This window comes from Stenotrophomonas sp. CASM106 (assembly GCF_049384825.1).
Classification (GTDB): Bacteria; Pseudomonadota; Gammaproteobacteria; order Xanthomonadales; family Xanthomonadaceae; genus Stenotrophomonas; species Stenotrophomonas muris.
Genome location: NZ_JBMRFS010000013.1, coordinates 48,020 through 63,621, shown reverse-complemented (window position 1 = coordinate 63,621; position 15,602 = coordinate 48,020). Strand labels below are relative to the sequence as shown.

The 15,602-nt window shown below is 67.6% G+C and carries 11 protein-coding genes and 1 tRNA gene; 9 read left to right on the top strand and 3 right to left on the bottom strand.

Translation table 11 applies throughout. The features are described from left to right. The first annotated feature begins 50 nt into the window (after positions 1-50). The 9 genes from VG556_RS20695 to ychF all read left to right on the top strand — a co-directional run bounded on the left by VG556_RS20695 (position 51) and on the right by ychF (position 7,612). A complete protein-coding gene (locus VG556_RS20695) occupies positions 51-1,736 on the top strand; it encodes a tetratricopeptide repeat protein (protein ID WP_173390336.1) in 1,686 nt (561 codons plus the stop codon). Continuing rightward, positions 1,733-2,392 carry a lipoprotein insertase outer membrane protein LolB gene (gene lolB / locus VG556_RS20690; protein ID WP_053495025.1) on the top strand — a complete coding sequence of 220 codons (660 nt, stop codon included), beginning with the start codon at positions 1,733-1,735 and terminating at the stop codon, positions 2,390-2,392. Before VG556_RS20695 ends, lolB begins: the two co-directional genes overlap by 4 nt. Further along, positions 2,389-3,258, top strand: a complete 870-nt coding sequence (gene ispE / locus VG556_RS20685) for a 4-(cytidine 5'-diphospho)-2-C-methyl-D-erythritol kinase (protein ID WP_423180040.1) — start codon at positions 2,389-2,391, stop codon at positions 3,256-3,258. The genes lolB and ispE overlap by 4 nt, the downstream gene beginning before the upstream one ends. 11 nt (positions 3,259-3,269) lie before the next feature. Further along, positions 3,270-3,346: transfer RNA gene (locus VG556_RS20680), tRNA-Gln, on the top strand. A 140-nt stretch (positions 3,347-3,486) separates the two neighbouring features. Further along, entirely contained in the window at positions 3,487-4,446 is a 960-nt protein-coding gene (locus VG556_RS20675; protein ID WP_005415400.1) for a ribose-phosphate diphosphokinase, read from the top strand. A 108-nt stretch (positions 4,447-4,554) separates the two neighbouring features. Then, on the top strand, positions 4,555-5,172 hold the full coding sequence (locus VG556_RS20670; protein ID WP_010481743.1) for a 50S ribosomal protein L25/general stress protein Ctc: 618 nt from the start codon (positions 4,555-4,557) through the stop codon (positions 5,170-5,172). A gap of 48 nt (positions 5,173-5,220) precedes the next feature. Further along, positions 5,221-5,799: an aminoacyl-tRNA hydrolase gene (gene pth, locus VG556_RS20665; protein ID WP_032956928.1), complete on the top strand. Its 579-nt coding sequence runs from the start codon at positions 5,221-5,223 to the stop codon at positions 5,797-5,799. A gap of 41 nt (positions 5,800-5,840) precedes the next feature. After that, the gene (locus VG556_RS20660; RefSeq protein ID WP_157806022.1) at positions 5,841-6,422 is read left to right on the top strand and encodes a DMP19 family protein; all 582 of its coding nucleotides are present in this window, start codon (positions 5,841-5,843) and stop codon (positions 6,420-6,422) included. A 98-nt stretch (positions 6,423-6,520) separates the two neighbouring features. Then, positions 6,521-7,612: a redox-regulated ATPase YchF gene (ychF, locus tag VG556_RS20655; protein ID WP_049406789.1), complete on the top strand. Its 1,092-nt coding sequence runs from the start codon at positions 6,521-6,523 to the stop codon at positions 7,610-7,612. A 505-nt stretch (positions 7,613-8,117) separates the two neighbouring features. Here ychF and VG556_RS20650 read toward each other — a convergent pair. The 3 genes from VG556_RS20650 to VG556_RS20640 form a co-directional block, all read right to left on the bottom strand. Then, a complete protein-coding gene (locus VG556_RS20650) occupies positions 8,118-11,426 on the bottom strand; it encodes an autotransporter outer membrane beta-barrel domain-containing protein (RefSeq protein WP_100449369.1) in 3,309 nt (1,102 codons plus the stop codon). A 262-nt stretch (positions 11,427-11,688) separates the two neighbouring features. Continuing rightward, positions 11,689-12,330: a response regulator gene (locus VG556_RS20645; RefSeq protein WP_014036089.1), complete on the bottom strand. Its 642-nt coding sequence runs from the start codon at positions 12,328-12,330 to the stop codon at positions 11,689-11,691. Next, positions 12,327-15,554, bottom strand: a complete 3,228-nt coding sequence (locus tag VG556_RS20640) for a hybrid sensor histidine kinase/response regulator (protein ID WP_100449370.1) — start codon at positions 15,552-15,554, stop codon at positions 12,327-12,329. Before VG556_RS20640 ends, VG556_RS20645 begins: the two co-directional genes overlap by 4 nt. Positions 15,555-15,602 lie beyond the last annotated feature (48 nt).

Genomic DNA, 15,602 nt, shown 5'->3' with positions numbered 1-15,602 from the left:
GCGATAAGCTGCTGGCCATTGGACGACATTTTAAGGCCCCGATGCCGACGATGCCCGCATTGATTCGCATCCCCAGTGTTCTGCTGCTGTCCCTGGCCTGCGCCCAGGCCCTGGCGGCGGTGCCGGCCAAGGCCCCCGTGCGGGCCGCGGCCACTGAGGAACTGGCGCTGGAACCGGTGATGGCCGGTGAGTTCGCCCTGCAGGCCGGCAAGCTGGCCGAGGCCGCGCGCTGGTACCTGCAGGCCGCGCAGCAGACCGACGGCGACGCCGGCCTGGCCGAGCGCGCGACCCGTATCTCCATGCTGGCCAACGATGATGCCAGCGCCGCCAAGGGCCTGGCCCTGTGGCAGCAGCGCGCCCCGCGCTCGTTGACCATGCGCAGCGCCGCCGGTGCGCTGGCCATGCGCCAGGGCGATGTGAAGGCTGCCCGCACCGAGCTGCAGGCGCTGCTGGCCGACCCCGACGAGCGCGGCTGGAAGTTCGCCCTGGCCGCGCTGATCGGCGGTGGCCGCGACCCGGCGGTGCCGGCGCAGGTGCTCGGCGAGCTGGTCGATGCCAATGCGATTCCGCCGAAGATCGAGGCCTGGCAGGAGTTCGGTCGCCTGGCCCTGCGCATGGACAAGCCCGAGCTGGCGCGGCGCATGATCGATGAAGTGGTCAAGCGCTTCCCGGAAGAACCGCGCGTAGCGTTGCTGCGTGCCAGCCAGCTGCAGCAGGCGGGCGAGACCGACAAGGCATTGTCGCTGCTGCACGACGTCGAGCCGAAGACCCGCCAGGACCCCGAGCTGCGCAATGCGGTGGCCATCGCCTACGACAGCCTGGGCCAGCCGGCTGCGGCCGAGCGCGTGTTGGCGTTCGGCCCGCAGGACGTACAGACCTGGGGCATGCGCGCCTCGCTGCTGGCCAAGCAGGGCGACAAGGCAGCGCTGTCCAACCTCTACAACGAGCTGTCGCGGCAGGCGGCCAAGCCGGATCCGGCGCAGCGCCTGTTGCTGGGCAAGATCGCCGAATACCTTAAGCGTTACCCCGAGGCGGTGCAGTGGTACCACAGCGTGCCCGGTGGCGATGAGCTGAGCGAAGCGCGCCTGCGCGCGGCCAATGCCCAGGCCCTGGCCGGGCGCCTGCCGCTGGCGCTGGAGGAAGTGCACGCGATCCAGTCCGACGCGGTGGTCGACGACGATGTGCGCCGTGACGCCTACCTGCTGGAAGCCGAACTGCGCCAGCGTGGTGACGACAGCGCCGGTGAACTGGATGCGCTGGCCCGCGGCCTGGCCGCCTACCCGGACGACAACGGCCTGCTGTACGCACGTGCGCTCACCTGGGAGCGCCGCGACGACATCCCGCGCGCCGAGGCCGACCTGCGCAAGATCCTGGTGACCGACCCGGAAAACGTGCCGGCGCTGAACGCGCTGGGCTACACCCTGGCCGATCGCACCGGCCGCCTGCAGGAAGCGCTGGAGCTGATCGACCGCGCCCGCGTGGCCGAGCCGGACAACGCCGCCATCGTCGACAGCTATGGCTGGGTGCTGTATCGCCTGGGCCGCAAGGAAGAGGCACTGGTACAGCTGCGCCGGGCCTGGACCCTGGCCAAGGACCCGGAGATCGCTTCCCACGTCGGCGAAGTGCTGTGGGTGCTGGGCAAGCATGACGAGGCCCGCCACTTCTTCGACGAAGCGGCCAAGCTCGACCCTGAAAACCGCGCGCTGCTGCGCGCCCGTGAGAAATTCAATCCATGAGTGGTTCCCTGATCCGGCCGCTGTTGTTGGCGGTCGTGACCCTGGCGGTGAGCGCCTGTACCAGTGTCGGCACGCAGAAGACCCCGGCGCCAGCGGTGGTCGAGATTGTTTCGGCTGAAGCGGCGCAGGCCGAGGCAGCGCGCGTGGCCGCGCTGCAGGCACAGCCGGACTGGGCCTTCCAGGGGCGGGTGGCGGTCAGCAAGGGCAAGGACGGCGGCAGCGGTCGCATCGACTGGAAGCAGGACGGCCGCCGCTACGTGGTCGAACTGAGCGCGCCGGTGACCCGGCAGAGCTGGAAGCTGACCGGCGACACCCATTCCGAAGCCGGTCGCTTGGAAGGGCTGTCCGGCGGTCCGCGCGATGGCGAGGACGCCCAGCAGCTGCTGCTGGAAGCGACTGGCTGGGACATCCCGGTCAATCAGCTGCCGGAGTGGATCCGCGGCCTGGTGGCCGGGGATGCTGCCGGTCCGGAAAAGGTCGAGCGCGACGGTGAAGGCCGGCCGCGCCGCATGCAGCAGATGGGCTGGCAGGTGCAGTACCTGGACTGGTACCCGGCCGACGCCGGACGACCGGCGCTGCCGCGACGGATCGAGGCCAGCAATGGCGACGCCAAGGTGCGCCTGCTGGTGGACCAGTGGGGGCAGGGCACGCCATGAGCGCCGGGCGCGACGACGCGGGCTGGTCCTGGTGGCCGGCCCCGGCCAAGCTGAACCTGTTCCTGCACATCACTGGCCGCCGGGCCGACGGCTACCACGAGCTGCAGACCGTATTCCGCCTGCTGGACTGGGGCGACCGCATCGGCCTGCGCCTGCGTGAAGACGGTCAGGTGCGTCGGCAGGGCGAGGGCCTGGCCGGCGTGGCCGAGGCCGATGACCTGGCGGTGCGGGCCGCGCGCCTGCTCCAGGATGAGGCGAAGGGCGCGCAAGGTGCTGACATCATCGTCGAAAAGCACGTTCCTGCCGGTGGTGGCTTCGGCGGCGGTTCGTCCGATGCGGCCACCGTGCTGGTGGTGCTGAATCGGCTCTGGCGCGCCGGCCTGGACGAGGATGCCCTGGCCGCGCTGGCCCTGCGCCTGGGCGCCGACGTGCCGGTGTTCGTGCGTGGCCACAACGCCTGGGCCGAAGGGGTAGGCGAGCGCCTGCAGCCGATCACGCTGGCGCCGGCCTGGTATGTGGTGGTTGAACCGGGTGTTCATGTTCCTACGCCGGTCCTGTTTGCAGACCCGGATTTGACGCGCGACAGCCCAGTGGCGAAAATAGAGGACTTCGCTTCCGGGACCCTGGTCGGGAACGCGTTCGAACCGGTGCTGCGCCGCCGTGAGCCTGCCGTCGATGCAGCGCTTGCCGCGTTGAGCGACATCGGCGCGGCGCGGCTGACCGGTTCGGGAAGTGGTTGTTTCGTCGAGTTCGCATCGCAGGCTGCTGCAGAGCAGGGGCGGTCGAAGTTGCCGAAGGAGTTGCGGGCAAGGGTGGCAGCGGGCGTTACGCGTTCGCCACTGCTGGATGCACTCGAGCAACACTGATTTATCAATGCAGGGGCGTCGCCAAGAGGCCCAAGGCACCAGGTTTTGATCCTGGCATTCGTAGGTTCGAATCCTACCGCCCCTGCCAATAGCGGCTGTGTCCGCGCCTTCCAGCGCATCGCCCGCGCGGGACGTGGAAACAACCGCGGTGTTGTCAGCAGCAAGGGTCCATCGGGGTCCTTGCCGACTCCGGATCCCCGCCACTCGTCCCCGCCCGAGACAATCATGATGCAAGAGTCCCCGAACCTGCTGGTCTTTTCCGGCAACGCCAACAAACGTCTGGCGCAGAACATCTGCAAGGAACTGGGGGTCCGCCCGGGCAAGGCGTTGGTGTCGCACTTCTCCGATGGTGAAGTGCAGGTGGAAATCGAAGAGAACGTCCGCAAGCAGGACGTGTTCGTGATCCAGCCGACCTGCGCGCCGAGCGCGGAAAACCTGATGGAACTGCTGGTGCTGATCGACGCGCTCAAGCGCGCATCGGTGGCCAGCGTGACCGCCGTGGTGCCGTACTTCGGCTACTCGCGCCAGGACCGCCGCATGCGTTCCTCGCGCGTGCCGATCACCGCCAAGCTGGCGGCCAAGATGTTCAGCACCGCTGGCGCTGATCGCGTGCTGACCGTCGACCTGCACGCCGACCAGATCCAGGGCTTCTTCGATATTCCGGTGGACAACGTGTATGCGTCCCCGCTGCTGCTGGCCGACATCTGGCGCGCCTACGGCACCGAGAACCTGATTGTTGTCTCGCCGGACGTGGGCGGCGTGGTCCGCGCCCGTGCGGTGGCCAAGCGCCTGGATGACGCCGACCTGGCGATCATCGACAAGCGCCGCCCGCGCGCCAACGTCTCCACCGTGATGAACATCATCGGTGACGTCGAAGGCAAGACCTGCGTGATGGTCGATGACATCGTCGATACCGCCGGCACCCTGTGCGCCGCTGCCGCTGCCCTGAAGGCGCGCGGTGCGCTCAAGGTCGCCGCCTACTGCACCCACGCGGTGCTGTCGGGCCCGGCGGTGGACAACATCACCAATTCCCAGCTCGACGAGCTGGTGGTGACCGACACCATCCCGCTGAAGGACGCAGCGCGGGTGTGCAGCAAGATCCGCCAGCTGAGCGTGGCGGAAATGCTGGCCGAAACGATGCGCCGCATCGCCTTCGGCGAGTCGGTCAGCTCGCTGTACGTCGACTGAGTTTTCGTCCCTGCCGGCAACGGCGGGGACATACCCGGATGCTTCTGGTCGCGGAAGCATCTTCAACCGCCACGCCGCAGGGCGCGGCAACAACCTGAGTAGTCGAAAATGTCGAAGACCCATGAAATCAAGGTCACCAAGCGTGAACTGCAGCGTAAGGGTGCGAGCCGCCGCCTGCGTCACGCTGGTGTGATCCCGGCCATCGTGTACGGCGGCAACGCCGAGCCGGTCGCCATCAGCCTGGACCACAACGAAATCTGGCTGGCCCAGCAGAACGAGTGGTTCTATGCCTCGATCCTGGACCTGAACCTGGATGGCCAGGTGCAGAAGGTCCTGCTGCGTGACATGCAGCGCCACCCGTACAAGCAGCTGATCATGCACCTGGACTTCCAGCGCGTGAACGAGAACGAAGCCCTGACCGCTTCGGTCCCGCTGCACTTCGTCAACGAAGACACCTCGCCGGCCGGCAAGGCTGCCGACGTCGTGGTCACCCACGAACTGAAGGAAGTGACCATCACCTGCCTGCCGAAGGACCTGCCGGAGTCGATCGAAGTCGACCTGGGCGAGCTGAAGGCCGGTGACGTCGTGTACCTGTCCAACATCAAGCTGCCGAAGGGCGTGGAAATCCCGGCGCTGGCGCTGGGCAAGGACCACGACGACGCCATCGTCACCGCCAAGGCCGGCAAGGCCGACGAGGCTGACGAAGAAGCGGCTGCCGCCGAGTAATACCGTTACGGTGCCTGCCTCCGGGCAGGCACCGTACTGGAAGGAACCATGGCAGGACTGCGACTGATCGTCGGTCTGGGCAATCCCGGATCGGAACACGCCCGGACCCGGCACAATGCCGGGTTTCATTTCGTTGAGGCCCTGGCGGAAAAAGCCGGTGCGCGATGGAATGTGGACAGCAAGCTGTTCGGCGAGACCGCCAAGGTCGAGATCGCCGGGCAGACGGTGTGGCTGCTCAAGCCCGCCACCTTCATGAATCTCAGCGGCAAGTCGGTCACCGCCGCACAGCGGTTCTGGAAGATCGAGCCGGAAGAAACCCTGCTGGCCCACGACGAGCTGGACCTGCCGCCCGGTGCGGCGCGACTGAAGTTCGACGGTGGCCACGGCGGCCAGAACGGCCTGCGCGATACCATCCGCCTGCTGGGTCATGGCAAATTCCACCGCCTGCGCGTGGGCATTGGTCATCCCGGCCACAAGGACCGCGTGGTGGGTTGGGTGCTGGGGCGCCCGTCCAAGGAGGATGACGTGCTGATCGCACGCGCCATCGACGATGCGATCGACGTGCTGCCGCTGGCGGTGCAGGGCGATTTCAACGAAGCGATGAAGCGGCTGCACACCCCGCGCTGACCATGACCGACCCGCGTACTCCCTGCACCGTGTGTGGCGCCATGATCCTGCTGGCGACGGCGGCCCGGAACGATGGGCTCTGCATGCCGTGCCGGAATGGTACGCGGCAGAGCATGGAAGAGGCGAAGGTGCGAAACAAGGAAATGCGCGAAGAGCTGGACCGATACGAGAATTCCGCTGCGGGGCGCCACTGGAACTGGCTGGTGGAACAGGAAGGCGGCTCGGGCTGTGGATTCTCAGGTCTCCTGACGCCAGATCAGCGCTACTTCGCGGTTTCGGTGACAAGTAGCGAAGTCTGGCGTGGCGGCATTGGTACGTACTTCGACAGTTACTCGGGTGCCTATTACGAAGAGACGCTCGCAGGTCTTGAAGAAATGGGGCTGGTCGAATTGGGAGACGTGCTGAAAGAAGCCAAGATGGTGCTGTTCGGTGACGACGCCGTGCCCAAGGATGAAGGTGTCCGGTGGGAGAAAATGTACGGTCAGCATAATGAGTTGCCGGACGGTGTCGAAGCTCTGCTGGGCCGCTTGAGCCAGAGATTTTGTGAGACTGAGGAGAGGCTAGAGCTTTCTACTGCACTGCAGACCTACGCTGAGAAGCACAAGCTGTACGCTGCGTTCTAGCTTTGGCTACTGGAAGGACGATTGGGGATTGAGGGCATGCCCGCAGGCGAGCCTTGAATCCCGAATCATCCACTTACACTCAAACCCGGATTCAACCCATGGGTATCAAATGCGGCATCGTCGGCCTGCCCAACGTCGGCAAGTCGACCCTGTTCAATGCGCTGACCAAGGCGGGCATCGCCGCGGCGAACTTCCCGTTCTGCACCATCGAACCGAACGTCGGCATCGTGCCGGTGCCGGATCCGCGCCTGAACGAGCTGGCGGGCATCATCAACCCGCAGAAGGTCATCCCGACCGCGGTCGAGTTCGTCGACATCGCCGGCCTGGTCGCCGGTGCCGCCAGCGGTGAGGGCCTGGGCAACAAGTTCCTGGCGCACATCCGCGAAGTCGATGCGATCACCCACGTGGTGCGCTGCTTCGAGCACGGTGACATCGTGCACGTGGCCGGCAAGGTCGACCCGATCGCGGACATCGAAACCATCGACACCGAACTGGCGCTGGCCGACCTGGACAGTGTCGAGAAGGCGCTGAACCGTGCCGAGCGTGCGGCCAAGGGTGGCGACAAGGATGCGGCGGCGCGCAAGCCGGTGCTGGCCAAGTTGCAGGCTGCACTGTCGGAGGGCAAGGCTGGGCGCTCGGCCGGGCTGGACGAGGAAGAGAAGGCGCTGGTGCGCGACCTGTTCCTGCTGACCCTGAAGCCGGTGATGTACATCGCCAACGTGCTGGAAGACGGTTTCGACAACAACCCGCACCTGGAAGCCGTGCGTGCGCATGCTGCCGCCGAAGGCGCGCAGGTGGTGCCGGTGTCGGCCGCGATCGAAGAAGAGCTGTCCCAGCTCGACGACGAAGACCGCGATACCTTCCTGGCGGACCTGGGCCTGAGCGAGCCGGGCCTGAACCGCGTGATCAACGCGGCCTACAGCCTGCTCGGCCTGCAGACCTACTTCACCGCCGGCGTGAAGGAAGTCCGTGCGTGGACCGTGCGCAAGGGCGCCACCGCTCCGCAGGCTGCCGCCGTCATCCACACCGACTTCGAGAAGGGCTTCATCCGCGCCGAAACCATCGCGTATGACGACTTCATCAAGTACAAGGGCGAAGCCGGCGCCAAGGAAGCCGGTCGCCTGCGCCTGGAAGGCAAGGAGTACCGCGTGCAGGAAGGCGACATCCTGCACTTCCGCTTCAACGTCTGATCCTGCGGCATCGGATCGACCCCGGACGCCCCGCCCTGTGCGGGGCGTTCGCGTTTCCGGTGATGGACAAAAAAACACCAGGCTGCGAAACGCTTGCGGTGTGACGTTCGCCGGTACTTGTCCACAGCAAACTCCCATCGCTTTCCACGTCGGGTGTGGAAAACCGACGAACCTGATGTAGAGCCGAGCCCATGCTCGGCTGATGCCAGCCGGAGCCGAGCGTGGGCTCGGCTCTACAAGGGGCTCGCCCGCACGACCTGGACAAATTTTCACCACGCTTCGAAACGCCTGCGCTGCAATGCTCACAACTACTTGTCCACACCTAGTTCCCATCGCTTTCCACGCGCGTTGTGGAAAAGAACTGCAGACGTGGACAAAAACTCACCACGCCCGGAAGCGCCTGCCCCGCAACGCTCGAACCCACTTGTCCACACCAAACCCCCATCGCTTTCCACGCCGCATGTGGAAAAAGTGCCCGGCATTCCCTTGCCGGGCACGTCCCGCGTCACCAGGTGTACGACACGCCCAGCTGGGCACCGACGTCGTGGAAGCCCATGCCACCGCTCTGCCGGCTCAGTTCACCCCAGCCGCGCCAGCCGCCGGACAGATCCACCTGCACGCCGGCCTTGGCTTCGTAGATGTCACGCGGCAACTGCCGCTGCAGGCGCTCGCCGTCCATTGTCAGGCCCGCACCATTGCCGCCGGACCACCAGTTCACCGCCACGTACGGGTGCACCTGGCCCTGCGCCGGGCTCAACCCACGGCTGTACAGGCGCAGGCCGAGGCGGGTGCTGGTCTCGCCACCACCGCGGTCCTCGACTACCGTGCCGTTGGCCTCGACCACGCGGTCGCTGTCATAGCGGCTGTGCACCACCTGCACCTGCGGTTCCAGGTAAATGCCGCGCTGCGCGGTGCGCCGCAGGGGCAGCACATAGCCGGCCTCGGCCGACGCACTCCAGTTGCGGGCGTCATAGCGCTCCTTCTGCAGGCCTTCGCCCTGCACGCTGTTGCGGAAGCGGCCGTATTGCAGCCAACCATCCACATAGGCGCCGCCTTGCATGTGCGCATCCTGCAGCCAGGTAGCATAGGCACCCACGCTGGTGCCGGTGACCACGCCACGCGCGGTGTAGCCGGTCACCTGCGAGCGGCTGTCATTGCGCGCGCGGCCGTGGCCGAGCATCGCACCGGCCTGCAGCTCGCCCGTGCCACCCACTTCGAAGCGGCGGCCGACGCCGACCAGCATGCTGCTGATCTGCCCATCGACCTGGACCTGGCGGTTGCGGTCGTGGCTGTCGGGCTGCGCGCTGCGAAGGTGCATCCAGGCCACGGCATCGCCGCTGGCACTGGCCACGGCGGCGGGATCACCGGCGCGGTCGTGCAGGCTGTGCCGGAACATGCCCAGTGCGGCGCTGCGGTTGGCCGGGTAGGCCGCCGGTTCCGGGCGTTCCACCTGCGGGCGCGGCGGATCGATCGGCGGCTCCGGCGGCAATGGTGGATCGATCGGCGGCTCCGGCGGCAACGGCGGATCGATCGGCGGCTCCGGCGGTGACGGTGGGTCGACCGGCGGTTCCGGCGGCTGCGGCGGGTCGACCGGCGGATCCGGCGGCTGCGGCGGGTCGATCGGGGGATCCGGCGGCTGCGGCGGATCGACCGGCGGCACGTATTCCGAGCGCAGGTACCAGTTGCCATCGTCCGGGGTCGACACACCGCCCTTGAACAGGAAGTAGTCGTAGGCACCGGCAACCGCGCGCCCCTGCAGGCTGAATTGTGCATCCGACTGGCCGGCCACGGTGATCAGGCGGATGCCCTCCTGGGTCAGCGCACCGGCGCCGCCGGCATTGCGCACACTCACGCTGGCGGTGCCGCTGCTGTTGCCGTTGATCACCAGCTGGTCGCCCAGCGAAGTGTCGTCGCCCAGCGCGCGGTTGAAGATCCACTGGCCACCGTTGCCCACGTAGTCGCCGCTGACGGTAACGGTCTTGAAATCGCCGGCCGCCGGCGCATCGAAAGCGATGGTGCCGGCGTGTTCGAGCGTGCCGACGCTGGAACTGGCGCGTACGTTCCACTGGCTGCTGCCATCCAGCGCCAGTTGTGCGACCTGGTAGCCGGAGTCGTTGCGCAGGGCGCCGCTGAACGTGGTGCCGTTGCCCAGCACCATGTGCACCTCAGCCGTTGCGCTGTCGACCACCACGTCACCGCGCAGCATGCTGGCGTCGGCGCTGAAGTCGATGCGGCTGGTCGCCACGCTGCTGCCATCGGTGAATACCGTGTCGCTGACCCGCAGCAGGCGGCCGCTGCCGTCGCCCGCAGTCACATCGCTGCCATTGACGTTCAAGGCATGGTTGCTGCCCTGCAGCCAGAACGCTGCGCCGCTGGCGGTCTCTATGTGGCTGTCATTGAAGGTGGCACGGTTCCAGTACGGGCCGAACGCGGTCAGGTAGGAGCGGTAGCCGCCGCTGTTGCTGCCGGTCATGCGGATATCCAGGCGATCGGCCTGGGTCAGCCGCGCGGTGTTCATGTGCACGATGCCGAACACGTTCTCGCCATCGCTGCGGATCGCAACGGCATCGAGCAGCGCGGTGGCGGTGGAGCCGCCGATGAACACGCCACCGCCGCCGTTGCCGCGCACGTCGATCACGCTGCCGTTGGCTTCGATGCGGCTGGCGGTGCTGCCGGTGGAGCCGGTCACGCGCACGCCGTAGGTCGCATCACCGTGCGTGGTGATCCGGCCGCCCTGCACGGTGGCAACTCCGCCGGCGATCTCAACGCCATAACCGTAGGTGTCGGTCCAGGTGTCGATGCTGCTGTCGGTCAGCTGCAGGCGCGACTCATCGCTGGCCAGCCAGAATCCGGAGTAGCCATCACGAACATCGAACGCGGCATCGCTTGCGGTCAACTGTCCCCAGCTGTTGATGTTCACGCCATAGCCACCGACGGTGTAGAAGCTGCCGCCGTTGATCACTGCACTGGAATAGGTCTTGCTGATACGGCTGCCGAGCAGGCGCATGCTGCCGCCCACCGAATGGGCTTCCACGTTCTCCAGCAGCAGGCTGCCGCCGCTGTCGATATCGAACCAACCGCCCTGCAGGTAGGTGTCGTACAGCTCGGCGCGGCTGCCCACGCCGTTGGCCGCCACGCCGGCAAGGATGCCACCGGGGGCGAGGGTGATGCGGCTGTTGCGGATCGTCAGCAGGCCGGCACTGTCGGCGCGCAGGCGGGCACCGCCGTCGGCGCTCATCCGCAGATCGGCCAGGTGCAGCTCGCTGCCCTTGCCGGATGCACCGGCCAGCGTGCCACCGGTCCCGGTCATTGAAAGACTGCCCCCGGCATAGTGGATCACGCCACCGTTGTAGGCCTGCACGCTGCCGAATCCGCTGCCGTTGCGCGTGGCATCGATGTCGACATCGCGCGCATCGATCACGCTGCCGGCACCATTGGCATACAGCGCATAGAAGCCCGTGCCGGTCGCCGGTGCGATCGACAGCGTTGCGTCGCGCAGCTGCACCTGGCCACCATTGGCAGCGGACACGCCGCTGCCATTGCCGGTCACGTGGATGCGGCTGCCGTCGATCAGCGCATTGCTGCCGGTACCGGTGACCGCAAGTGCGAAGCTGCCCGCACTGTGGGTGAGGACGTCGTCGGCACCCAGCTGCAGGGTGTCACCGTCGTTGACCAGCAGCGGGCCGGTGAGGTCTGCGGCATGCGCCGGCAGGGCTGCCCACAGCGCAGTGGCCAACAGGCTGGGAATGAGGGGTACGCGCTTTCCGTGCGCGCGCCCGTACGCACGGCCGTGCCGTGTGGGGGAGGCGTTCATGCTGATGGACTTCCTGTGGCAGGGCGCAGCGAGGCTGCGCGGACTGACGCGGCAGGGCCGCGTCGCTGCGGAAGTCCCACGCCACGGCAATTGCAGGCGCCATCGGACTTCCGTCCCCCACGGCGATGCGGCAACAGCCGGCAGGCGCACCTTGGCGGGATGTCTCCAGCCTAGAAATCGGCACTGTCCGATGGAATCAGGCGTTTCCTAAAGCGGTTGCAGGCCCCGTCGCAGGGCCGGCGGCATTCAGCCGGGAGTGGCCTCAGCCGAACAGCGAGGCCTGCAGGCAGTACTCGATCAGCGCCTGGTCGCTGTCCACACCGAGCTTGCGCATCGCGCTGATCTTCTGCGTGCTGACCGTCTTGGCGCTGCGCTGCAGCTGGCGTGCGATGTCGCCCACGCTCATGCCACTGGTGAACAGGCGGATCACCTCCAGCTCGCGCGGCGACAGCCGCGCACGGACCGCATCCGCATCGGCCGGTTCGCTCGCGGCTACCGGCAGCAGTCCCGGGGGGCGGTAGACGCGATCGGCCAGCACCACGCGCAGGGCCTGTACCAGGCTGCCCAATCCATGGCTCTTGAGCACCACGCCACCGGCGCCGGCGGCATACATCGCCGCGACCAACGACGGATTGGACACCATCGTCAGCACCAGCAGGCGCGTCTCCGGGAAGCTGCGGCGCAGGAACGAGATCAGCTTGATGCCGTCCCCGAAGCGATCGCCTCCCGGCATGCTGTAGTCGGTGATCACCGCCTGTGGCCGGGTCCGGGTCATCAGCTCGATCAGCGTCGCCGGATCGGCCGCTTCGCCCACGATGTCCAGGTCCAGTTCCCCGGCCAGTACGTCGCGGATGCCGGCAAGCACGATCGGGTGGTCGTCGGCGATGAGGATCCGTGTGGTCATGGCAGGGTCGGGTCGTCGGGAAGGGAGGGGGATGCAGCGTCGCGCAACGGATGCAGCAGCTGCTCGAGGCGTCGCTGGAACCCGGCAAGAGCGGCCGCCTGGGTGGCCAGGTCATCGCCGCCGGCAAGGCACTGTTCGATCTGCAGGCCGCTGTCCACCAGCGCAGGTGCACCGACGATCACCAGCGCGCCGCGGATGCGGTGCAGAACCTGCGCCACCCTGGCGGGATCGGCAGCGGCGATCGCCTGGCGCAGGCTGTCCAGGTCGGCCTGCATGGTCTGTACGAACAGCGACTGCATCTTCGCGGGAACCTGCAGCGGGGGATCCTTGTCGTGCGACGCAGTGGACGCAGCGCGCTCCTGCATCGCGACGGCCGGTGCATCACCGTCGGTGATCCGGGTCAGCAGGCGCTGCAGGGCTTCCAGCGTGATCGGCTTGACCAGCACGCCCTGCATCCCCGATTCCTGGCAGCGTTGGCGTTCGGCCGGGTCGGCATTGGCCGTGGCGCCGTGGATGGGCACGCTGACACCCCGTGCCCGCAAGGCACGGGCCAGGCCGTAGCCATCCAGCCCGGGCATGTTCAGGTCGGTCAGCACCAGCGCGAACGCCCCTTGTTGCCAGTAGCCCAGCGCTTCATTGCCATCGCTGGCGACCACGGCGCGGCAGCCGAGCTGTTCCAGCTGGTCGCGCAGGATCGCCTGGTTGATCGGGTTGTCCTCGGCGACCAGCACCTGCAGGCCGAAATGGCGCGTCGCCGGCAGGCGCCCTTCGGCGCTGGCCGCCAGCGGTTGGCCGCTGGCCGCGGCCAGGGCCAGCACGATCGCGTCGAATCGATGCAGGCCGACCTGCCAGGCGCCATCGACCTGCCGTGGCCGCACCCCGCCTTCGCGGCAGGCGATCACGCGCGGTCCACCCGCCCATGCGGGCAGAGGGTCGTCCAGGACCAGCTCGAGCAGCACGGCGGACGATGGCAGGCCTGCTGCGCTGTCCTCCCGGTACACGCTGGCCTGTGCACCGCGCTGCTGCAGGCGCTCGCACAGCGATTGCACCAGTTCGCGCACGCTGCCCCGCACCTGTACCTGCAGGCCGGCGGGTAGTTGCGGCGGCGGGGCCTGCTGTGGATCCGGTGGAGCCGAGGGCAGCGGCAGTTCGACGCTGAAGCTGCTGCCCAGGCCGCTCTCGCTGACCACGCGCAGCTGGCCTTCCATCAACGCCACAAGATGCGCGCAGATGGCCAGCCCCAGGCCGGTGCCGCGCATCGCATCGGTGCCCGGGTTGGCCTGGAAAAATGGCTCGAACAGATGCGCCTGGTGTTCGCTGGCAATGCCGATACCGGTATCTGCCACCTGCCATTGCAGCCAGCAGCGTTGCTCCTGCCAGCGTGCCGAAACACGGACCACCACGCGCCCGCTGTCGGTGAACTTCAGTGCGTTGCTGATCAGGTTGTTGAGCACCTGTCGGATCCGCGCGGCATCACCGCACACCCCGGGCGGTACGTCGGCATCGATGCAGGCGTAGAACTGCAGCCCCTTGTTGGCGGCCGCGGCAGCATACGAGTCGAGCGCGTCCTCGGTCAGCCGCACTGGATCGAATGGGCTTGGCTCCAGGCTCAGTTGCCCGGCCTCGGCCTTGCTGACATCCAGGATGTCGCTGATCAGCTGCATCAGGGTCGAGGACGAACGCTGGATCGTTGCAAGGTAGTCCTGTTGCCGTGCATCCAGTGGCGTCAGCCCCAGCAGTTCAAGCGTGCCGAGCACACCGTACAGCGGCGTGCGGATCTCATGGCTCATCGTGGCCAGGAACTGGCTCTTCGCGCGGTTGGCCTGGTCGGCGGCGCGGCGCGCCTGCTGCAGCACCTGTTCGGCTTCATGCTGGCTGCTCAGGTCAATGAACAGGCACAGCACCGCCGGCTCACCGCGATAGCGCGCCGGTGTCGCCGTTACCAGCAGGTGGCGGCCTTCGGGCGTGGCGTAGGCCAGGCCATCGCCCAGCGTGGTGCCGCCGGCAGCCAGTACGCTGCGCCGCCACGGGCCATGCCAGCCGCCGGCATGATAGTCCTCGCCCAGCCAGCGGCGGGCGAGGGCGTTGTCCAGCAGCACATTGCCATCGGTACGACGCAGCAGGCACAGCCCGATCGGCGCGTTGTCCAGGATCGTGCGACTGAAGGCTTCGCTTTCCAGCAGGCGCGCGTGGTTGCTGCGCAGCGGCTCGATGACCGAACGCCGGTACGCGCGCAGCACCAGCGTGCCGCCCAGTGCCAGCATCAGGGCGACCACGGTCGCGCCCAGCAATGGCCCCTGCGGGTGCTGGAACACCTGCCGCCAGCCGACGTGGTAGACCGCCAGCCAGCCGCGCTCGCTGCGCATGCGGAACTGCAGGCCAGCGAGGCCGGCCTGCCAGGAGGTGCCAGCCTCGCTGGCATCGGCTGCATCGCCCAGTAGGCGCTGGCCGTTGGCATCGAACAGCGACAGCCGCTGGAACACCGGGACACCCAGCACCTGGCGATAGTCATCGACACGGCCAGGATCGAGCAGGCAGGCCAGTGCGGCCTGCGAGTCCTTGTCGTCCTCACCCCACAGGCGCGCATCCTGCGGGGCGTGGGCGATGGCCAGCAGCCAGGTCTGCCGGTCGCGCCATGGCACGCCCACCCAGACGATGCCACCACGTTGCACCGCCGGTCGCGTACCCAGCACCCGGTGGATGTCGGCGATCGCCGGGCGCAGGTGATGCGGGCTGTTCTGGCTCGCGTCGGTACCGGCGATCTGTACCGGTGCCAGCAGCCCGCGCGTGCCTTGGCCATCGACCAGCAGGCATTGCGGCGGTGGATAGCGCGAGGCCGACCAGAACGTGCCGTAGAAGCGCAGGAAACGGTCGCCCAGTTCAGTCGGTGGCGAAAGACTGGCCCCCTCGCTTCCGATCACCGCAAAGTTGGCGAACAAGGGCCCGCGTTGCAGCTCCACGCTGGCATCGGCCACCGGCTGCCCATGCGTGCCGACATCATGCAGCCGCCACTGGCGCAGGAAGCGCTCCTGCTCGCGCAGCGTGCCGTCCAGGCGGCGGAAGTGGTACTCGATCTTGCTGCGCTCTTCGTTGAACAGCTGCGAGCCGGCCGACAGCAGCAGTCCGGCCTGCAGCGTGGCCAGCACCACAACGCCGATCAGCAGGGCGTGGACGCGCAGTGAGTGGCGAGCGAGTCGGCGTACAGGAGCGGCCTCGGCCGGCATGGCAGGTCTCAGGGCAGGGAGCGGTCAGCGGCACCATGGGCAGCAACG